The sequence below is a fragment of the Francisella uliginis genome (assembly GCF_001895265.1).
Classification (GTDB): domain Bacteria; phylum Pseudomonadota; class Gammaproteobacteria; order Francisellales; family Francisellaceae; genus Francisella; species Francisella uliginis.
Window position 1 is genome coordinate 1,233,891 of sequence record NZ_CP016796.1, and the last position, 19,343, is coordinate 1,253,233.

Below are 19,343 nucleotides of genomic sequence, written 5' to 3' on the forward strand. Positions count from 1 at the left end.
AAAAGATATACCAAACAAACTCCCTACGCTAATATTAATTAGATCAGGTTCTAAGGGTTCTTCTCAGCTATTATTTAATAGCCCCCCTGCTGTCTCATTTACACAATATATCACAATTTCCGGCTATTTAATATATTCTCTAATCTAGCTTATTTCTAACTTATAGATTAATGCGTCATTATAACTACCATCATTTTTCTTATAATAGTTTTTACGCGTAGATATTTTTTTGAAACCAATTTTATTATAAAGCTTTAACGCATAATGATTACTAACATCAACTTCTAAAAAAACTTTAGATATCTTTTGCTTTAGCAAATATGTAAAAGATTGTTTAAGAACTTTATAGCCGAAACCTTTATTCTGATTAGATTTATCAACACAAACATATAAAAGCTCTGCTGTATCAAAAATACTATTAAAAATAGCTATTGCCCTTAATTTATCATTTTCAAATAAACCTAAAGTTAAATCATTCTCAATAGAATCTAGAATTTGTTGATCTGACCAACTAAACTCTCTATCTGAAAATCGTATAAGACTAATAACTGCATCAAAGTGAGATTTACCTAGACTTAAAATCCGCATACTCATATAGCTTTGCTAATATATGTTTTTTATTTTGTGTACTTAATAGATTACTACCTTCTAGAATAAAGTCTTTCTCAAAAAGGTTGATTTCATTAAGATCTGTCTGAAAATCAGTAGACTGAATTCTAAAAATACTTACTTTTGAATTAAAGAATAAATTATCTACAATATTATTTAAAAAATTAGTATTAAGGTCATTTTCAATAAATATATTTATGATCTTATTACTATCAATATTATTTGTATAAACTAATTCTCTACTAATTAGAGAATTTTGTTTAAGGTCAACGGTAATTTCTTCTAAATTAACATTACTATTCTCATTATCAGTTTGTAATTGATTAGACGATTTATATTGGGGTTTCAGCTCCCATATATCTAAATCAAAAATATCACTTAACTGATTCTCAAAACTCATTATTTTTTCTCTAATCTATCAACTAGTTTTTTAGGAAAAGAATATTCTTTTAGCTTAACAGACTTTCTAAGTCTATTAACCTCTGAAGGAGTAAGCTCTAATGTCTTACCTCTAGATATATATTTTGGCAAAATGATATCACCAAACCTAACTCTAGTTAATCTACTAACTGTTACTCCTATAGCTTCAAACATTCTTCTAACCTCTCGGTTCCGCCCTTCAGAAAGAGTCACATAGTACCAAAGATTAGCTCCTTCACCACCTGAGAATTTTATATGATTAAATTTAGCAACACCATCTTCTAGCTGGATACCTTCTTTAAGCTTTTTGATTGTATCTTCAGATAACTGTTCACCAAAAACTCTAACTGCATATTCTCTTTCTATCTCATATGATGGATGCATTAATCTATTAGCAAGATCTCCATCTGTAGTAAAAAGCAATAAGCCTGTAGTGTTTATATCTAAACGCCCAACCATTATCCAACGGGATTTTGCTAATTTTGGTAAAGAGTCAAAAACTGTTTTTCTGTCTTTCTCATCTTTACTTGTACAAACTTCACCCTCTCTTTTATGATAAATAACAACTCTAGGCCTAGTCATTGGTTGTCCATATAAATGCAAAGCCTTTCCATCAAAGCTAATCTTATCACTATCTGTAGCTTTGTCACCTATTGTTGCTACTTTTCCATTAACTCTCACTCTACCTTGCTGAATAAACTCTTCTATTTTTCTTCTAGATCCAATCCCATATTTTGCTAATATCTTTTGTAGCCTTTCTGGAGCTTTTTTCTCTTCAAATCTATTTATTTTTCGCATTATTTATATCTCCCATATCAGCTTTTGAGAAGAACTGGTTCATATCATCATCATTATAGTCACTAGAAGATAGAATAAGTTTAATCATTGCTATTTCACTTCTATTATTAGCATACTCTGCTAACTTAAGTCTTAGCTCTAAGACTTTTCTATTATAGAAAAACTGATTATCATCTTTCATACTATAAATAACTTTATAGCATTTCCTATATTCTTTTCTTTCAAAATACATTTGCGCTAATCTTAGCTTAGCAGATCGATAATTTGTTCTAAACCTATCTGCTCTTTGCATAAGCTTTAGAGCTTGATCTTTATTTCCTTGCTTATATGCACATTCTGAATATAAAAATAGAGTCTGTGCCATATCATCATTGTTTGATAAATATAATGATTTATCAAATAATTTTTCAGCTTTAGAATATTCATCTTTCTCTTTACATAAGAATTGAGCATAAAAGTTTATAGCTTCAAAATTTTTTGAGTGATCATCTACAGTATCTGTATAATATTTCTCGGCAACTGAGTTTACACCTATATTCTGATAATAATATCCCGCAGCATACCCAACAATTGCTAGATTGTAACCATGTTCTTTTTGTAAATTTTGAGCACGAATAAGTTTTTGTTTTGCTCTATCTAAATAACCTTCGCTAGTGTAAGTAATTGCAAGCTCAGCATATAATTCCGTAGCCTTTTTATAATTTGCTTTTTTTTGCTCAGTAACAGGAACTACATATTCTGCTGTATTACCATCAACGATTTCATTTGATTTATTTTGATCGCGCTGAACACTCTCTTGAGCCGCAACATTTTGAGTTTTTGATCCTGAACTTGCACATGCAGATAAAGTACTTGCTAATATAGCTATAGTAATAATCTTTTTAAGATTAATTTTCATCCATATCTCCAATCTTCTTCAAGTATCTCTCTTTTCTTTTTGTTTTATCCATTACATCACCTGCAAGCTGACCACATGCTGCATCAATATCATCACCGCGTGTTTTTCTTACAGTAGTAACAAAACCTTCATGCTGCAGAAATTCCTTAAATCTATGGATTCTATTTCCACTAGGCTTCTTATAAGGAGTACCTGGATAAGGATTAAAAGGGATAAGATTTATTTTAGCAGGAACTTCACGAGATCTTAGTAATTCAACCAACTCTTTAGCATCAGATAAATTATCATTAATTTCTTGCATTAATGTATATTCAAAAGTTATATGCTTATGAGGACCTTTTTCTGCATATAACTTACATGCATCTAAAAGCTCTTCGATATTATATTTTTTATTAATTGGAACAATTTCATTTCTAAGAGTATCATTTGAAGCATGTAATGATACTGCTAGTGATACTCCAGATTGCTCAAGTAGGTCATATATTCTTGGTACTACTCCAGATGTACTAAGAGTTACTTTACGCCTAGATAATCCATAAGCCAAATCATCCATCATAATATCCATAGCTGGAACTACATTTTCAAAATTCATTAATGGCTCACCCATACCCATCATAACTATATTTGTAACAGTAAAGTCATGTTCGCCATTAGTTTTTGATAATGTTCTAGCTGCAATCCAAAGTTGTGATATTACTTCTGCAGATGATAAATTTCTGTTAAATCCTTGTTTGCCTGTTGAGCAAAAGCTACAGTTTAAAGTACATCCAACCTGAGAAGATATACATAGAGTTCCTCTACCTTCCTCAGGTATAAATACTGTTTCAACAGCACTACCACCAACATCTATTAACCACTTATGTGTACCATCTTTAGATGCTTTACTAAATACAACCTTAGGAATAACTATTTCTGATTGTTGTTTTAATTTAGCACGTAAGTTTTTACCTAAGTCCGTCATAGCATCAAAATCTATAACACCCTTCTTGTGAATCCACTTAAAAACTTGTCTAGCATGAAACTTTTTCTCGCCAATAGAAATAAAAAAATCTTCTATAGCTTTTTGGTTAAGACCAAGTAAATTTATTTTTTCTTGTTGCATAAAATATCTCTTTAAAATCTTTTTAAAAGGCTATTCATTATAACCAATATCACCTGGCAAAATATTATCATTTTCGTTAGTCAAATTAGCAAAGCTTGCAAACTGACCATCAAATCTAACATGGACAGCACCTATAGGCCCATTACGTTGCTTACCGATAATTATCTCACCTAGATTCTTATTATCCTCTTTATCTTTATTATAAACTTCATCCCTATAAATAAACATGATCAAATCAGCATCTTGCTCAATTGCTCCAGACTCTCTTAAGTCTGACATCATAGGACGCTTATCCTTACGATCATCAACCGCCCTATTTAACTGCGATAACGCTATAACAGGTATATCAAGCTCTTTAGCCAAAGCTTTTAATGATCTTGAAATTTCAGATACCTCAAGAGTCCTATTTGTCTCATATCCAGGAATTTTCATCAACTGAAGATAATCTATCAAAATCATCGATAAACCGTCATGCTCATTATATAATCTACGTGCTCTAGAACGCATCTCTGCTGGAGTTAAACTAGATGTATCATCTATATACAGTGGCATATCACTAAGATCTTTCATTGCTTTAGTAATTTTAACCCAATGTGCATCATTTAAACGATTACATTCTTTTAAAAGATTCATTTCAACTCGAGCTTGGCTTGCTAGCATTCTTGTTACAATATCTTCTGAAGGCATCTCTAAACTAAAAACTAACACTGGCTTTTCAGATATTTTTGCAACATTTTGAGCAATATTAATACCAAGTACTGTTTTACCCATAGACGGCCTAGCTGCTATAATACCCAAGTTAGCTCTTTGTAATCCAGAAGTCATTTTATCCAGATCAATAAACCCTGTTGAAGCTCCGGTCAATCCGGTACCAGCATCAACAATCGCACTCATACGATCAACCAGCTTAGGAATAACAGATTTTATAGATTCAGGACCTTTTGTAAGAGTCTCTCTCTCTTTGGCAATATCTAATATTCTACTTTCAGCATAATCAATAACCTCATCCGGATTTTTTGAATCAGCTGAATATATTTTCTGGACTATATCATTTACACTACTTTGTAGGCTTCTCAACTTAGCTTTATCTTTAACGATGTTTGCATAAATTTTAATATTTGAAACAGATGGAGTATTTGCTGCTAGATCAACAATATAAACCTCTCCACCAGCCTCTTCAAGAAGTCCTTCCGTAGCAAGATATTCACTTAGAATTAAAACATCAAAAGGTGTATTGGCTTGATTTAGAATATTAATTTGCTTATAAATAATTCTATGTCTTTTATCAAAAAAGTCTTCTATTAAAAGCAAATCTTCAACTAACTCAATATTCTGGTTATTTAAAAGTATATTTCCGAGTATTGCTTTTTCTGCTTCAATTGAATAAGTAGTCTCAGCAGCTTTAAATTGATAATCCATAGACTTCAAAAACCCTTATATTAAATACAAAAAAACCATGCCTAACACATGGTTTTTATATTTATTAAGATATATGTGTTAGTTAGACTATTATAAAACTAACTTTGCATAGCTACAACATTTACTTTAATGTCTGCATCTACATCTGTATAAACATGAATTGATAATTCAAATTCACCAATTGTTCTGATAACACCTTCTGGCATACGAACTTGGCTTTTTTCAATTTCTTTACCAGATTCTTTAGAAACAGCTTCAGCAACTTCTGCAGTACCTACTGATCCAAATAGCTTACCTCCATCTCCAGCTTGAGCTTCGATAGTATAAACTTTGTCTTTGATTGACTCAGCTGTAGCAACTGCTGCATCGAATCTAGCTTTTTCAGCTTTTTCTAGCTCAGCTTTTTGAGCTTCAAAAACTTCAATGTTTGCTTTTGTAGCTTGAACAGCCTTACCAAAAGGGATAAGGAAGTTTCTAGCATAACCAGGTTTTACGTTTACGATATCACCTAATACACCAAGATTTTCAACTTTTTCTTTTAAAATAACTTGCATTGTAATCAACCTCCGGTATTAGTTAAAGTGACGATCACAGTATGGTAATAACGCTAAGAATCTAGCTCTTTTAATAGCTGTAGACAATTGTCTTTGATACTTAGCAGATGTACCTGTTACACGACTAGGAACAATCTTACCTGTTTCAGTAATATAAGCCTTTAACTTATTTACATCTTTATAATCAATTTCTTTTACGCCTTCAACAGTGAAACGGCAAACTTTACGACGACTCATTTTGAAATACCCCTAAATTAAATTACTTCTTTTTCATTTGATTGCATCATTATAGATGGCTCTGTTACAGCTTCTTTCTGAGAGATTATTAAACGACGTAATACAGCATCGTTATATTTTAAAGACTCTTGAAGCTTCTCTAATGATTCAGTAGCACATTCAACATTAAATAATACATAATGTGCTTTGTGAAGTTTCTCTATAGGATAAGCTAATTGACGACGTCCCCAATCTTCAAATCTATGAATTTTTCCACCTTTCTCTTCGATAATGCCACGATATTTGTTAAGCATTGTTTCTAGCTGATCTGATTGATCAGGGTGAATCATTAAAACGATTTCATAATGTTTCATTTTTTATAAACTCCTTCCGGTTTATCATTTTCTTTAAGTGTTTTTACTGATAAGCTATGAAAAGTTATTTACATAGCAAAGAGCAAGAAAGCATTATACTAATATCTAGTAATAAAAGCAATTTATATTTGACTAAAATTCTTTATGAATAAGACTGTTGATTTAATGGACAAGTCATTCCCGCGAAGGCGGGAATCTCCTTAGTATTTAAGAGATCCCCGTGTCAAGCACGAGGATGACTACTGTTTTTATGGTACATATTTATTAAATCAATAGTCTTTGAATAATAAAAGCGAGGAAACATTTTTTATTTAATGACTCATTTCTTAAACCATTAGCAGAGCACCAAAAAAAGTAATACTTGCAGATTCAATCATATAAAATACTATTCTATAATTAATTTTAATTCTTAGTAGTTTTAATAATACAATTATCAGGCATTAAAAACTGGGGAATATTTCTGTCAGTTATAATTAAACAATCCCAGATTATATATGGATCTTCAACCTTAGCTCTAGATTTAACATATGGGGTCAGAACTATACTACCTCTACCTAAATACTTATCATCTAACTTTGCTATAATTTCACCACTATTGCGTATAACAATATTTTGCGACTTAATATTTTGATATTTTTTATTTGTTGATATATTCGTAAGAGCATATAAGTGATTTTTTGATTTTTGCTCTTCTACACTACCATTCCCATAAATAACTTCTGTAACTACTCTAGTTTTTAGCAAATTAAGTTTTGAAATATCATTAGAGATTCTTGTTGTATAATTGTGATTCAAATAAATAAAAAATATTGAAAAAACAATAATTATCGTAAATATAACTAATGCTATAGTTTCTTTAGCCCCAAAGCCTTTATTTTTTACAAGCAATTTTATGTCCCTACTGGTAAAATAGTATTATAAACTAACCCTAACCACTCTGCTATTATCCTATTAAAATAGCAAGCTTGAATTATAAGGTTAAAAGTAATGCAAGAAAAAATCTCAAAATTTGAAAATTTTTTAACTCAACTTCAGCAAAATATTACCACAGCATTAGAAAAGTATGAAACTAATAATGCAAAATTCGTAAGTGATAAGTGGCAAAAACCAAACACTCCTGAGCAAAAACTTAAAGGCTACGGTAATTCAATGATAATAGAAAATGGGGAAGTTTTTGAAAAAGGTGTAGTGGCTTTTTCTAGAGTTCATGGCGATACCTTGCCTCCATCAGCTACAGCTAAAAGACAAGAACTTGCTGGTAAATCATTTATAGCAACAGGTGTTTCTCTTGTTATTCACCCGCGTAATCCATTTGTTCCAACTTCTCATGCTAATTTTAGAATATTTGTTGCTGGAGCTGATACTGATAGTCCTATTTGGTGGTTTGGCGGTGGCTTTGATTTGACTCCTTATTATCCATTTGAAGAGGATGCTATACATTGGCACCAAACAGCTAAAGATGCTTGTGATAAACATGATAAAAGCTACTATCCCAAATTTAAAGAATGGTGTGATGATTATTTTTACTTGAAACACCGTGATGAATGCCGCGGTGTTGGTGGTTTATTTTTTGATGATTTAAATGACAAATCATTTGATGAATGCTTTAACTTTGTGACTGATTGTGCAAATTCATACTTAGATGCTTACCTGCCTATAATAGAAAAAAGAAAAAACATTGAATACACTCAAGAACATAAAGATTTCCAACTTTATCGTAGAGGTAGATATGTAGAATTTAATTTAGTTTTTGATAGAGGTACGATATTTGGTTTACAAAGTGGTGGACGTACAGAATCTATACTATCTTCTATGCCTCCTATGGCAACATGGAAATATAATTGGCACCCAGAAGAAATTTCTGAAGAAGCTAAAATATATGAATATATTAAACCTAGAGATTGGTTAAAAATTAATACTTAATAATGTCTCCTAATAATTAACAAATAAAACATTAATTACTAAAAATAGAAACAACTCTATTAAAAGGTATTCTTTAGGATTTTATTAAACTTATATAACCCAAATTAGATACTACTTTTATATGTATTTAGCTATATTATTTATGTTACAATTAATCTCAAAATATTTAATCATTACTTTACTAAATGAAAATAAATTTTTGTGCTGGTCCAGCTGTAGTTCCTAATTCTATTATACAAACTCTTCAGCAAATGATGACCAACTATAAAGACACTGGTGTTTCTTTATTATCAATATCTCATCGTGATAAAGCTTTTGATGAAGTTCATGATGCTATACAGAAAAACTTAAGAACCTTGTTAAATATTCCTGATAATTATTCGATACTACTGATGCAAGCCGGGGCTACTGCTCAATTTGCTGCTATTCCGATGAACTTATCAAATAAATACAATAAAGCTTTATATGTATGTAGTGGTCAATGGTCAGAGAAAGCAGCTAAAGAAGCTGATAAATTTATTGATGTAACAGCTATTAAATACGATGAAAACATAGCCAAAAACTTCACTTCTAATAAGTATGACTATATATACTATACAGACAATGAAACTGTAGATGGTTTCCAAATCAATAAATTAGCTAAATCATGTAACACAGAACTAGTCTGTGATATGTCATCAAGCTTTTTATCAAAACCTGTAAATGTTGCTGATTATGGCTTAATTTATGCTGGTGCGCAAAAAAATGCTGGGATTCCTGGTCTAACAATCGTGATCGTTAAAGATTCTTTAATCCAACAAAAATCAAACATCCCAGTAGTTTTTGATTATTTTATTACTAAGAAATCAAACTCCGTTTATAATACACCATCTGTTATTTCTTGGGTAACATTTGAGCTTACTCTAGAATATCTAATTAAAAACTATGCTAATTTGAAGAAAGTTGAAGAATTTAATAATCAAAAAGCAGATCTTCTTTATTCAGCAATAGACAACTCAAAAATATACAACAATGATATAAAACCAGAATATCGCTCAAATATGAATGTTATCTTTCATCTAAAGTCTCAAGAGTTAACTGATAAGTTTCTATCATCTGCTGATAAGAAAGGCTTCTATGGACTTAAAGGTCATCGTAATGTAGGCGGCTGTCGAGCAAGTTTATATAATGCAGTATCTCTTGAAGATGTCAGAAAACTAGTTAAATTTATGCAGGATTTTGAAAATGAACAATTCTAAAATTATTACAATCGATGGACCTAGCGGTGTTGGTAAAGGTACTTTAGCAAAAGCTTTAGCAAAATATTTAAATTATAATTTACTAGATAGTGGCGCTATTTATAGACTAGCAGCTCTTCACTGCCATAAGAATAATGCTGACCTTGAAAATGAGTCTCAAGTACAAAAAACTTTAGAAAATTTAAATATCAGCTTTAAGATTGAAGAAGATATTGTTAAAGCATTTCTTAATGATGAAGATGTAACAAAAGAAATCCGCACTGAACAAACTGGCATGCTTGCTTCAAAAATTGCAGCCTATCCTTCTGTAAGAGATATTTTATTAAATAAACAAAGAGAGTTTGCAACTGAACAAGGATTAGTCGCCGATGGTAGAGATATGGGCACAGTAGTCTTTACTGATGCTAAATATAAATTCTTTCTTGATGCTGATACAAAAGTTACCGCTAGAAGAAGATACGATGAGCTAGAGTCTAAAGGGTTAAATCCTGATTTTGATAAAATCTTGGCAGATATTGAGAAGAGAGATTTTCAAGATCGTAATCGTAAGACTGCACCATTAAAACCTGCGGATGATGCAATTATTATAGATACATCAAACTTATCTATAAAAGAGGTTTTTGAAGCAGTAACATCAAAGATCTAATTTTACTAAATAAATTTTGAAATATTAATTGATTAAAGAGTTCTTAGAAAAGATTATTAAAACCTACTTTTATAACTTGACCATTTGCAATACTTGCAACTGATTTTAAATAAGCCTGAGCAACCTCTTCAGCTTTTACTGGTTTATAACCAACAAAAAATGGACCATACTTGCCTAGAGCTTCTTCAACTACTGTAGGGCTTACTGCATTGATACGAAATTTTTTATACTCCAGAGTCGCAGCTTTAATAAACCCTTCTAAACCAGCATTAACTGTTGCAGCTACACTTCCCATAGCTATTGGTTCAACATTTAGTATTCCAGTAGTCAATGTAAACGAACCACCTTCGTTAATATACTTTGCGCCAATTTGAACAAGGTTTATCTGTCCTAGAAGTTTATTGCTTAAGCTTAAATCCCAGTCTTGTTGCTCAATCTCTTGTATATTTTTAAAAGCAACTTTTCCAGTAGTAGAAACTAAAGCATCAAAACTACCTACTCTTTCAAATAGGTTTTTAATAGAGCTAGGATCTTGTATATTTACAGAAAAATCAGTCTTATCACCAGAGAAACTAGCTGTAACAACATCATATCCCGCTGTTTTAAGGCTTTCATTTGTTGCAGAACCAATAGTTCCCGAAGCTCCTATTAAAATAACTTTTTTCATTACTATTTAGACTCTAAGTATTTTAGTAAGTTTTCTGGAGATGATTCGCCATAAGGGTCATCTTCAGCATTATCACGCTTACCAGGCTCTACAAACATCTTCTCAATTTCACCATTGTTTACGATCATAGCATATCTCCATGATCTTTTACCAAAACCAAGATTAGACTTATCTACAAGCATATCAAGACCTTGTGTAAACTCACCATTACCATCTGGAATTGGCTTAATATTTTTAACATCTTGAGCTTGGATCCATTTATTCATAACAAAACTATCATTTACAGATAAAACGTAAATTTCTTCAATACCAAGCTCTCTAAATCTAGCCGCATTATTCTCAAATCCAGGTAATTGATATGTAGAGCAAGTTGGCGTAAATGCACCAGGTAATGAAAATACTATTACTCTTTTATTATCAAAGATATCTGCTGAAGTTACATCTTGCCATCTAAATGGATTAGATCCACCAATACTTTCATCTCTAACTCTAGTTTTAAAAGTTACATTAGGTACTCTTTTAGTCATATTTAGCTCCTTGCTTTGTTAAGATTCACTATATATTGTATAAATATAAAACATAATTTAAAATATATAATACTTATCATTACAATAAGATTTACTTATATGAATACTCGTACACTAGAATATATCATTTCTGTATATGAGACTAAAAGCTTTATTACAGCATCTGAGAGATGTTTTGTCAGCCAACCTGCCCTGAGCATGCAAATAAAAAAGTTTGAAGAATTTATTGGTGTACAAATATTTGAGAGAGGTTCTAAACAAGTCTTAATAACAAAACCTGGTATCAAAATAATTAACCAAGCATATAAGGTTCTTGACGAAGTTAAAAATCTAAAAAGAATATCAAAACTATTACTTGAGAATGATAAGATAACAATCTCGATTGGTGCTTTTCCAACATTATGCCCATATTTAATGCCAAAAATACTGCCAATAATAAAACAAGAAATACCAAATATTAGTATCTCAGTAATTGAGGAAAAAACCAATATCCTTGTAGATATGCTTGATCAAGGAAAAATTGATTTTGCTCTTTTAGCAACGCCAACAGACAACTACCAATTCAAAAGGAAAACAGTTTTTAAAGATAAGTTTTTTGCAGCTGTAGCTAAAAATAATCCAATCTCAAAAAATAAAAGCATATGTGTTAGTGAATTAGTCAAAGAAAATCTTATGATACTTGATGAAGGACACTGCCTTCGCGATCAAACATTAAAGCTTTGTCAGCTAGATGATTTTACCAATAGAGACTTTAAAGGTAGTAGCCTAGAAACTTTAAGACAAATGGTATCTATTGATGAAGGAGTAACTCTAATTCCTAAGATAGCCTGTACCAAAACAGAAAATATCAAATACATAACAGTTGATAATGCTGAGTTTTATCGAGAAATTGATTTAGTTATGAGAAAGAGTTCTGTATATAATGATATCTTTGATAAGTTAGTAAAGATAATTTCTAAGAACTCTTAATAATATAAGATTATTTAGTATTAGTACTTTCAAATATCTTATCAGCAGATTTAGCAACAAAGCCTTGATATAGCTTACCATCACTATCTTTATAGCGTTTTGCAAACTCATAGTAACAGGATGGAATCTGTTTCTTACCGTCAGCAAAATCTACCTCTGCAAGCCCTGACATTGTACTTGATTGCTCTAATAGATCAGTTTGAGAACCTTTAATCTCTCCACCAGAAGAGTTGAGCTTAAAACCATTTTGTTTAAGAAAATCATTAACTTCAACAACTTCATTAAAGTTCTTAAGTTGATTAATGAAAACTGTAAAGTGATTAGCCCTAAACCCAAAAGCATAAAACCAAGCAGCATATTCAGATTCATTTAGAAGCTTTTTATATACTTCGTAATTAGTTTTCCAGCTAGCGCCCGATAGTAAAAGTTTTTCTGGATTATTAATTAAATCTTGTGGAATTGAATCAATACATTTATTAAGTGTCTGCTGCAATTCACTAGAAAACTCTTTTGTTAAAAGCTGACTAATAAAAACCTTAGGTTGACTCTCATCACTATGTTCTAGATGTATTGCTTTAAGTTTTTTGACTTCAAAATCATAATCATTACAAACTTTATATCCTTTAGAAATAAATGCTTGTGCTAGCTTATGAATATCTATTCTATCATCATCTAAAGTTCTTAGAGCAATATGATCATTTTCAGGATTTTCACCTTTTTTAACAAAAAGATCATAGATATCTTTTGCATGAGGGTTATCTGTCATATATTGATCCCATAACTTTTCTAAAATGTCTACGCTCATAATGACTACTCCTCTAAGTTAAATTTAATACCTTGAGCTAATGGTAGATCCTTACCATAGTTAATAGTATTAGTCTGTCTACGCATATATGCTTTCCAAGCATCTGAACCGGCTTCACGCCCTCCACCAGTATGTTTTTCACCACCAAAAGCACCACCAATTTCAGCACCAGAAGTTCCAATATTCACATTTGCAATACCACAGTCACTACCTAAGCTAGATAGGAACTTTTCAGCATTTTGCAGATTATCGGTAAATATAGAACTTGATAAACCATATTTAACTGAATTATTTAATTCTATAGCTTCTTCAATATTTGCATAAGGCATTATATATAATATTGGGCAAAAGTTTTCCTCTGCTACTATTTGCATATCTGGCCTAGCTTCAATAATAGTTGGTTCAACAAAGAAGCCTTCCTTCTCAATTTTATTACCACCTGTTAAAACTTTACCACCTTGATTAACAGCTTCAGCTATAGTTCTTGTGAAATTATTAACTGATGCTTGATCAATTACAGGTCCCATTAAATTATTTTGATCTAATGGATCACCAACTTTTATCTGCTTATAAGCATTGACCATCTTTTCTTTTACTAACTCATAAATCGATTTATGTACAAATAGTCTTCTTAAAGAAGTACATCTTTGTCCCGCTGTTCCAACAGCACCGAACACTGCCGCAGGGATAGCAAGTTTTAAATTAGCAGTTTCATCAATAATTGTTGCATTATTACCACCTAATTCTAAAATACTCTTACCAAATCTTTTAGCTACCTGTTGTCCAACATCTTGACCAACTTTTGTCGAGCCTGTAAAAGATACTAAATTCACTCGTTCATCGTTTACCAAAAGCTTTGATACTTCGATCTCTTTAGAAATTACTGTGTGGAAAATTTCAGGATAATCATACTCTTCAATAACTTTTTTACATATATTATGTACAGCAATAGAACATAGTGGTGTTTTCTCAGACGGCTTCCAAATAACTGTATTGCCACAAATTACAGCAATAAATGCATTCCACGACCATACAGCAACTGGAAAGTTAAAAGCTGAGATTACACCAACAACCCCTAAAGGATGCCATTGTTCATACATACGATGCTCATCACGCTCGGAATTCATCATTGCACCATATAACATTCTTGATTGGCCAACAGCAAAATCTGCCATATCGATCATCTCTTGGACTTCACCATCACCCTCTTGTTTAGATTTACCCATTTCTAAAGAAACTAAACTACCAAGATGATCTTTATTTTTACGCAGCTCTTCACCTATCAAACGTACTAATTCACCTCTCTTAGGAGCAGGTACTTGACGCCACTTCTTAGCAACCTCTGTAGCTTTTGAAATAGCTTCTTGCATAACCTCTATATCATGATTCTCCACCTTTGCCAAAAGCTTACCATCTGCTGGGCTATAAGTTTCAATAGCATTACTAACATCATTATTTATATATTTTTCTAAACCTAAATTTAACTCTTTTAAAATACTCATTTGTCCACCTTTTATAATTTTTACTAGTCTGCTTGTATTAAAAGCCCTGAATCTCTATAGTATTGACCAAACTGATTATTATAAAAATCTTCTAATGATATAGATTCTTGATTTATAAAGCCATTAGGCTTATCTTTAGAATTAAGTAACAAATCTATACTTACACATAAACTTGTTGCAGTTGTTAATTGTAAAGCTGAAAAATGCTTAGCAAACATGAATTTTGACGGATATTTCTGAGCAAAATGTCGTTCAGCCTTTAATCCTTTACGGATACCATCTACAGATACATAAATTAAAACTATATCTTGGTTAATTCTTGGTATAGCATTTTCCATGACTTTAACCATAGTATCCAAATCATCACCTAACTTCATATCTTGCATCAAAAACTTCATTTTTTCACAATGTCCTGGGTGACGAATACTCTTATAGTTAATATTTTTAACCTTACCAGCATAAGTTTCTATCATTGAACCAATACCACCAGAGGTATTAAATGCTTCATAAGTAAGACCATCAATTTTTATTTCCTCAACATCGGCTAATGGCGCTAGAGTTCTTTTTTTACCATCAACAACGCCTTCACAAGGTTTAGCATATTCATTTACCAACCCTTCTGTTGACCATGTCAATCCATATTGAAGAGTATTTGAAACATTCAAAGGCAAAGCCCCTACACGCATACGTACAGTATCAATTGATTCAAACTCTTTCATAAGGTTATTAGAAACAATACTGATAAATCCTGGAGCTAGACCACATTGTGGTGCAAAGAAATTATTTTTTGCATTACTTGCAATATCTTTAATATAGTTAGTTGCCTCAACATCCTCTGTTAAATCAAAATAATTTATTTCTAACTTACCAGCTAATTCTGCTACACCCTTGTTAAAGAAAAATGGTAGACAAGATACAATAGTTTCGATGTTATGAAGCTTTATATACTTTCCTAACTCTTCTGAATTAGTTGCATCTAGTTCAACATACTTTAAATTTTCTACATTTTTTTCTAAGACTGGTTTATCATTTGGAATAAATTTATCAATCAAGTGAACTACATAATTACCACTTTCTACTAATAAACAACTAGTTAGCGAACCAACTCTACCCGCACCTAAAATTATGACTTCTTTCATAAGCACCTCCTTTAAGTCTTATATCTTAGTTATATCACCTCAAAACCATTGAGTAAACAACAATTCAATAAGTTTCTATACTAGCCAGCTTTAAAATGCATTTTTAGTTGTATTATCTTGCAAAAAGATGATTAAATAATTTAATAGACTAATAATTTTATAACTGTAAACAAATGAAAAACATAGTTATATATAAAGTATTAAAACTTAATTTAACTATTGCTATAGTAGCTCTAATCTTGGGTGCTATACATAGAATTATTCAAGGCCCTAATCCGTCACTTGAACTGATAAATACAGGCATTTTGCTTATTATTATTTCACCAATTTTAAGAATTTTATTAGAGCTTATATTTTTCATAAAAGAAAAAAACTATACTTATATACTTATTTGCTTAATATTATTCATAATAATATTGATAAGTGTTATTTGTTAGATAGTATATTGAATCTAAAAATGTTAATATTTTGCTTATTGTAGTAATTATACTCATAAAGAGTTAAAAAGCTTATAGACATATGTTTACTAGTTTATCAGATAAGTTACAGTCCTCTTTTAAGAAAATAAAAGGACAAACATCTCTTACAGAAGAAAACATCCAAGCAGCCCTACGTGATATTAGAGTATCATTGTTAGAGGCAGATGTTGCATTGCCTGTTGTCAAAAAGTTTATAGCTAATATCAAAGAAAAAGCTATTGGTGAAGAAGTTAAAAAGAGTTTGACTCCTGATCAAACATTTATATCTTTTGTAAAAAAAGAATTAGAAAATGCTCTTGGTGAAGAAGCTGTACCTATAAACTTAAAAACACAGCCCCCTGCTGTTATTTTAATGGCCGGTTTACAAGGTGCTGGTAAGACAACATCTACAGCCAAACTTGCTAAATACTTAAAAGAACAACATAAGAAAAAAGTTATGGTTGTCAGTGCCGATGTTTATCGCCCAGCAGCTATTGATCAGCTGAGAACTTTAGCAAATAGCTTAGATGTTGATTTCTTTGAATCAGATGCAAGTCAAAAACCTGATTATATAGTTACAGAAGCAATCAAATCAGCAAAAACTAAACTAGCTGATGTACTAATCATCGATACTGCAGGTAGACTACATATTGATGAAAATATGATGAGCGAGATTAAGCAAATTCATAAAATTGCTAATCCAATTGAAACTTTCTTTACAGTTGATAGTATGACTGGTCAAGATGCAGCTGTGACAGCGAAAGCATTTAACGATGCTCTAGAGCTAACAGGTGTGATCCTGACAAAAACCGATGGTGATGCTAGAGGTGGTGCTGCTCTATCAATTAGAGAAATCACAAGTAAACCAATCAAGTTTTTAGGTGTTGGTGAAAAAACAGATGCTCTAGAACCATTCCATCCAGATAGAGTTGCTTCTAAAATCTTAGGAATGGGTGATGTCCTTAGTTTAATTGAAAATATTGAACAAAAGACTGAAAAAAAATCTGCATCAAAACTTACAAAAAAACTAAAAAGTGGTAAAAACTTTGATTTAGAAGATTTTAAAGCTCAGATTATTCAAATGAAAAAAATGGGTGGTGTAGGCTCTATCATGTCTAAACTACCTAATATGCCAGCAAACCTTCCTGGAAATGTTGGTGATGATATGTTTAAGAAAATTGAGGCAATGATTGATTCAATGACTCCTCTTGAACGCAAAAAACCTGAACTAATAAAGCATAGTAGAAAGCAAAGAATCATCAAAGGTTCTGGAACAACTATCCAGGATCTTAATAAATTGCTACAGCAACATACTCAAATGAAAAAAATGATGAAAAGTGTTGTTGGTAAAAAAGGTGGTATGGCAAATATGATGAAACGTATGTCAGCTATGCAAGGCATGGGTAATATGCCTGGTCTTTTAGGTAAAAGAAAATAAAATACATAAAATATAAATAAGGATATCTAAGTCAATGATAGGTGATAAAAACTTTGATAAAGTTTCTAATGTTAATATAAAAAAGGAAAAAGTATTGATCCCAGCAGAAGTTCTAATTCAAGATATTCCTCTTCTAAAAACTTCTTTTGAAACAGTTAAAAAATCGCGTAAAGAAATAGCTGATATTATTCATGGAAGAGATGATAGAGTAGCTGTGATTGTAGGTCCTTGCTCTATTCATGATACTGAGGCTGCTATTGAATATGCACATAAATTAAAAGAACAAGTCAAAAAATTTCAAAAAGATATACTAATCATAATGAGAGTATACTTTGAAAAACCTCGTACAACTATTGGATGGAAAGGTTTAGTAAATGATCCTGATCTTGATAACTCATATAATATCAATAAAGGATTAAAACTTGCTCGTACGTTATTATCAGATGTTACAAATATGGGACTACCATGCGCAACTGAATTTCTAGATGTTATAACTCCTCAATATTTTGCAGAGTTAATAACATGGGGAGCAATTGGAGCAAGAACTGTAGAGAGCCAAGTACATAGAGAGTTAGCATCTGGTCTTTCAGCACCTATCGGTTTTAAAAATGCTACTAACGGCGATGTACAGGTAGCTGTAGATGCTATTAAATCTGCTACTTATCCTCATCACTTCTTGAGCACTACAAAATCAGGTTCAACAGCAATATTTTCAACTAAAGGCAATCAAAATGGTCACGTAATTTTACGTGGTGGAGCTTCTGGACCAAACTTCAGTAAAGAAGATGTTGATAGCTGTGTTGCTAAGCTTAAAAAAGCTGATCTAGATACAAAAGTAATGATTGATTGTAGTCATGGCAATAGTCAAAAAGATCATACTAAACAAATTTCTGTACTAGCTGATATTTGTGAGCAAATTAAAGCTGGTGATGATGTTTTTGGTGTAATGATTGAAAGTAATCTTGTTGCTGGAAACCAAGATATCAATAAGAAACCATTAACATATGGCCAAAGTGTTACAGATAAATGTGTTGATTTTGATGATACAATTAAAATGCTTGAAATGCTATCTCAAGCCGTTCAACAAAGACGTAAATCTCAAGAAAAAGAGAGCGACAAAGAAGAATCTCAATTTTCACTTCTATAAGATTTCTTAATTTATAAGTTTTCTAATTAGCTACACTCAAAAATGTTATAATAAGCTTAGTTTTGTATATCATTACAAATATAAGTCTATTATCTAGATTAATATCCTAAAACTATCTTCTTGAGCGATTTTGACTTTCATAATTTCTTGCAAAACTTTCTAATGACTCTTCTAAATTCCTAACATCTTGACTGGACCTTTCTTCGCCTCTAGAGCCTTGATTCTTCCAAACAATTTGATTATCTCTTTTTTGCTTATAATCATTTAGTGATGGCCCATTAGATATCTGATTATATGAATTAACAACTTGAGGCTTATCAACACTTACTTGCTTAGCTCCTTTTGTATCAACATTTGAAAATGTCGGTACACCATTATTATCTGTCTCATAGACATTCGCAAAAGCAGTTGAATAAAATAATATAACGATAACTGATAAATATTTCTTAGCCATTTTATAAAATACAGTAAATTAATCTAATAACATTTATATT

General features: G+C 31.3%; 23 protein-coding genes and 1 riboswitch. Of the genes, 7 read left to right on the forward strand and 16 right to left on the reverse strand.

Features of this window, described 5'->3' with window-relative positions:
* Positions 1–2: 2 nt before the first annotated feature.
* Positions 3–98: riboswitch (TPP riboswitch) on the reverse strand.
* 46 nt (positions 99–144) lie between these two features.
* The 10 genes from F7310_RS05785 to F7310_RS10565 form a co-directional block, all read right to left on the reverse strand.
* Positions 145–588, reverse strand: coding sequence for a GNAT family N-acetyltransferase (locus tag F7310_RS05785; RefSeq protein WP_072713548.1), 444 nt, complete (start codon positions 586–588; stop codon positions 145–147).
* A complete protein-coding gene (locus F7310_RS05790) occupies positions 566–1,009 on the reverse strand; it encodes a hypothetical protein (RefSeq protein WP_072712442.1) in 444 nt (147 codons plus the stop codon). Before F7310_RS05790 ends, F7310_RS05785 begins: the two co-directional genes overlap by 23 nt.
* Positions 1,009–1,827, reverse strand: coding sequence for a 23S rRNA pseudouridine(2605) synthase RluB (rluB, locus tag F7310_RS05795; RefSeq protein WP_072712443.1), 819 nt, complete (start codon positions 1,825–1,827; stop codon positions 1,009–1,011). Before rluB ends, F7310_RS05790 begins: the two co-directional genes overlap by 1 nt.
* The gene (locus tag F7310_RS05800; RefSeq protein ID WP_072712444.1) at positions 1,811–2,725 is read right to left on the reverse strand and encodes a pilus assembly protein PilF; all 915 of its coding nucleotides are present in this window, start codon (positions 2,723–2,725) and stop codon (positions 1,811–1,813) included. The genes rluB and F7310_RS05800 overlap by 17 nt, the downstream gene beginning before the upstream one ends.
* Positions 2,715–3,827: a dual-specificity RNA methyltransferase RlmN gene (gene rlmN, locus F7310_RS05805; RefSeq protein ID WP_072712446.1), complete on the reverse strand. Its 1,113-nt coding sequence runs from the start codon at positions 3,825–3,827 to the stop codon at positions 2,715–2,717. Before rlmN ends, F7310_RS05800 begins: the two co-directional genes overlap by 11 nt.
* Positions 3,828–3,857: 30 nt before the next feature.
* Complete coding sequence (dnaB, locus tag F7310_RS05810; RefSeq protein ID WP_072712447.1) at positions 3,858–5,246, reverse strand: replicative DNA helicase; 1,389 nt, start codon at positions 5,244–5,246, stop codon at positions 3,858–3,860.
* Positions 5,247–5,344: 98 nt separating this feature from the next.
* Positions 5,345–5,800 carry a 50S ribosomal protein L9 gene (rplI, locus tag F7310_RS05815; RefSeq protein WP_072712449.1) on the reverse strand — a complete coding sequence of 152 codons (456 nt, stop codon included), beginning with the start codon at positions 5,798–5,800 and terminating at the stop codon, positions 5,345–5,347.
* Positions 5,801–5,818: 18 nt separating this feature from the next.
* The gene (rpsR, locus tag F7310_RS05820; protein ID WP_070083940.1) at positions 5,819–6,037 is read right to left on the reverse strand and encodes a 30S ribosomal protein S18; all 219 of its coding nucleotides are present in this window, start codon (positions 6,035–6,037) and stop codon (positions 5,819–5,821) included.
* Positions 6,038–6,054: 17 nt separating this feature from the next.
* Positions 6,055–6,390 carry a 30S ribosomal protein S6 gene (gene rpsF / locus F7310_RS05825; RefSeq protein WP_072712451.1) on the reverse strand — a complete coding sequence of 112 codons (336 nt, stop codon included), beginning with the start codon at positions 6,388–6,390 and terminating at the stop codon, positions 6,055–6,057.
* 402 nt (positions 6,391–6,792) lie between these two features.
* Positions 6,793–7,278, reverse strand: coding sequence for a transposase (locus F7310_RS10565; protein WP_236939853.1), 486 nt, complete (start codon positions 7,276–7,278; stop codon positions 6,793–6,795).
* A gap of 99 nt (positions 7,279–7,377) precedes the next feature.
* Here F7310_RS10565 and hemF point away from each other — a divergent pair, with 99 nt between their 5' ends.
* The 3 genes from hemF to cmk all read left to right on the forward strand — a co-directional run bounded on the left by hemF (position 7,378) and on the right by cmk (position 10,197).
* A complete protein-coding gene (gene hemF / locus F7310_RS05835; protein WP_072712452.1) occupies positions 7,378–8,313 on the forward strand; it encodes an oxygen-dependent coproporphyrinogen oxidase in 936 nt (311 codons plus the stop codon).
* Positions 8,314–8,498: 185 nt separating this feature from the next.
* Entirely contained in the window at positions 8,499–9,551 is a 1,053-nt protein-coding gene (gene serC, locus F7310_RS05840) for a 3-phosphoserine/phosphohydroxythreonine transaminase (RefSeq protein ID WP_072712454.1), read from the forward strand.
* A complete protein-coding gene (cmk, locus tag F7310_RS05845; RefSeq protein WP_072712455.1) occupies positions 9,538–10,197 on the forward strand; it encodes a (d)CMP kinase in 660 nt (219 codons plus the stop codon). The genes serC and cmk overlap by 14 nt, the downstream gene beginning before the upstream one ends.
* A gap of 43 nt (positions 10,198–10,240) precedes the next feature.
* On the opposite strand, the gene F7310_RS05850 is transcribed toward cmk, so the two are convergent.
* The gene (locus F7310_RS05850; protein WP_072712457.1) at positions 10,241–10,864 is read right to left on the reverse strand and encodes a short chain dehydrogenase; all 624 of its coding nucleotides are present in this window, start codon (positions 10,862–10,864) and stop codon (positions 10,241–10,243) included.
* A 2-nt stretch (positions 10,865–10,866) separates the two neighbouring features.
* On the reverse strand, positions 10,867–11,391 hold the full coding sequence (locus F7310_RS05855; RefSeq protein ID WP_072712459.1) for a peroxiredoxin: 525 nt from the start codon (positions 11,389–11,391) through the stop codon (positions 10,867–10,869).
* A gap of 99 nt (positions 11,392–11,490) precedes the next feature.
* Here F7310_RS05855 and oxyR point away from each other — a divergent pair, with 99 nt between their 5' ends.
* Complete coding sequence (gene oxyR / locus F7310_RS05860) at positions 11,491–12,360, forward strand: oxidative stress transcriptional regulator OxyR (RefSeq protein WP_072712461.1); 870 nt, start codon at positions 11,491–11,493, stop codon at positions 12,358–12,360.
* Between the two features lie 10 nt (positions 12,361–12,370).
* On the opposite strand, the gene F7310_RS05865 is transcribed toward oxyR, so the two are convergent.
* Genes F7310_RS05865 through F7310_RS05875 form a run of 3 tightly spaced genes read right to left on the reverse strand, consistent with a single transcriptional unit; the run spans position 12,371 to position 15,806 of the window.
* A complete protein-coding gene (locus tag F7310_RS05865) occupies positions 12,371–13,165 on the reverse strand; it encodes a DUF1338 domain-containing protein (RefSeq protein WP_072712462.1) in 795 nt (264 codons plus the stop codon).
* A 5-nt stretch (positions 13,166–13,170) separates the two neighbouring features.
* Positions 13,171–14,667: an L-piperidine-6-carboxylate dehydrogenase gene (amaB, locus tag F7310_RS05870; protein ID WP_072712464.1), complete on the reverse strand. Its 1,497-nt coding sequence runs from the start codon at positions 14,665–14,667 to the stop codon at positions 13,171–13,173.
* A 23-nt stretch (positions 14,668–14,690) separates the two neighbouring features.
* The gene (locus F7310_RS05875; RefSeq protein WP_072712466.1) at positions 14,691–15,806 is read right to left on the reverse strand and encodes a saccharopine dehydrogenase family protein; all 1,116 of its coding nucleotides are present in this window, start codon (positions 15,804–15,806) and stop codon (positions 14,691–14,693) included.
* Between the two features lie 173 nt (positions 15,807–15,979).
* Here F7310_RS05875 and F7310_RS05880 point away from each other — a divergent pair, with 173 nt between their 5' ends.
* The 3 genes from F7310_RS05880 (at position 15,980) to F7310_RS05890 (ending at position 18,849) form a co-directional block, all read left to right on the forward strand.
* Positions 15,980–16,243, forward strand: a complete 264-nt coding sequence (locus F7310_RS05880; RefSeq protein WP_072712467.1) for a DUF1634 domain-containing protein — start codon at positions 15,980–15,982, stop codon at positions 16,241–16,243.
* Between the two features lie 82 nt (positions 16,244–16,325).
* On the forward strand, positions 16,326–17,702 hold the full coding sequence (gene ffh, locus F7310_RS05885) for a signal recognition particle protein (protein ID WP_072712469.1): 1,377 nt from the start codon (positions 16,326–16,328) through the stop codon (positions 17,700–17,702).
* A gap of 34 nt (positions 17,703–17,736) precedes the next feature.
* A complete protein-coding gene (locus F7310_RS05890; RefSeq protein ID WP_072712471.1) occupies positions 17,737–18,849 on the forward strand; it encodes a 3-deoxy-7-phosphoheptulonate synthase in 1,113 nt (370 codons plus the stop codon).
* 112 nt (positions 18,850–18,961) lie between these two features.
* Here the strand turns inward: F7310_RS05890 and F7310_RS05895 are convergent, their stop codons facing one another.
* A complete protein-coding gene (locus F7310_RS05895) occupies positions 18,962–19,303 on the reverse strand; it encodes a hypothetical protein (protein ID WP_072712473.1) in 342 nt (113 codons plus the stop codon).
* Positions 19,304–19,343 lie beyond the last annotated feature (40 nt).

Excerpts from the sequence above, each read along its gene's own strand:
- F7310_RS05785 (WP_072713548.1), bottom strand. The coding sequence starts at position 588 with ATGCGGATTTTAAGTCTAGGTAAATCTCACTTTGATGCAGTTATTAGT.
- F7310_RS05790 (WP_072712442.1), bottom strand. The coding sequence starts at position 1,009 with ATGAGTTTTGAGAATCAGTTAAGTGATATTTTTGATTTAGATATATGG.
- rluB (WP_072712443.1), bottom strand. The coding sequence starts at position 1,827 with ATGCGAAAAATAAATAGATTTGAAGAGAAAAAAGCTCCAGAAAGGCTA.
- F7310_RS05800 (WP_072712444.1), bottom strand. The coding sequence starts at position 2,725 with ATGAAAATTAATCTTAAAAAGATTATTACTATAGCTATATTAGCAAGT.
- rlmN (WP_072712446.1), bottom strand. The coding sequence starts at position 3,827 with ATGCAACAAGAAAAAATAAATTTACTTGGTCTTAACCAAAAAGCTATA.
- dnaB (WP_072712447.1), bottom strand. The coding sequence starts at position 5,246 with ATGGATTATCAATTTAAAGCTGCTGAGACTACTTATTCAATTGAAGCA.
- rplI (WP_072712449.1), bottom strand. The coding sequence starts at position 5,800 with ATGCAAGTTATTTTAAAAGAAAAAGTTGAAAATCTTGGTGTATTAGGT.
- rpsR (WP_070083940.1), bottom strand. The coding sequence starts at position 6,037 with ATGAGTCGTCGTAAAGTTTGCCGTTTCACTGTTGAAGGCGTAAAAGAA.
- rpsF (WP_072712451.1), bottom strand. The coding sequence starts at position 6,390 with ATGAAACATTATGAAATCGTTTTAATGATTCACCCTGATCAATCAGAT.
- hemF (WP_072712452.1), top strand. The coding sequence starts at position 7,378 with ATGCAAGAAAAAATCTCAAAATTTGAAAATTTTTTAACTCAACTTCAG.
- serC (WP_072712454.1), top strand. The coding sequence starts at position 8,499 with ATGAAAATAAATTTTTGTGCTGGTCCAGCTGTAGTTCCTAATTCTATT.
- cmk (WP_072712455.1), top strand. The coding sequence starts at position 9,538 with ATGAACAATTCTAAAATTATTACAATCGATGGACCTAGCGGTGTTGGT.
- F7310_RS05850 (WP_072712457.1), bottom strand. The coding sequence starts at position 10,864 with ATGAAAAAAGTTATTTTAATAGGAGCTTCGGGAACTATTGGTTCTGCA.
- F7310_RS05855 (WP_072712459.1), bottom strand. The coding sequence starts at position 11,391 with ATGACTAAAAGAGTACCTAATGTAACTTTTAAAACTAGAGTTAGAGAT.
- oxyR (WP_072712461.1), top strand. The coding sequence starts at position 11,491 with ATGAATACTCGTACACTAGAATATATCATTTCTGTATATGAGACTAAA.
- F7310_RS05865 (WP_072712462.1), bottom strand. The coding sequence starts at position 13,165 with ATGAGCGTAGACATTTTAGAAAAGTTATGGGATCAATATATGACAGAT.
- amaB (WP_072712464.1), bottom strand. The coding sequence starts at position 14,667 with ATGAGTATTTTAAAAGAGTTAAATTTAGGTTTAGAAAAATATATAAAT.
- F7310_RS05875 (WP_072712466.1), bottom strand. The coding sequence starts at position 15,806 with ATGAAAGAAGTCATAATTTTAGGTGCGGGTAGAGTTGGTTCGCTAACT.
- F7310_RS05880 (WP_072712467.1), top strand. The coding sequence starts at position 15,980 with ATGAAAAACATAGTTATATATAAAGTATTAAAACTTAATTTAACTATT.
- ffh (WP_072712469.1), top strand. The coding sequence starts at position 16,326 with ATGTTTACTAGTTTATCAGATAAGTTACAGTCCTCTTTTAAGAAAATA.
- F7310_RS05890 (WP_072712471.1), top strand. The coding sequence starts at position 17,737 with ATGATAGGTGATAAAAACTTTGATAAAGTTTCTAATGTTAATATAAAA.
- F7310_RS05895 (WP_072712473.1), bottom strand. The coding sequence starts at position 19,303 with ATGGCTAAGAAATATTTATCAGTTATCGTTATATTATTTTATTCAACT.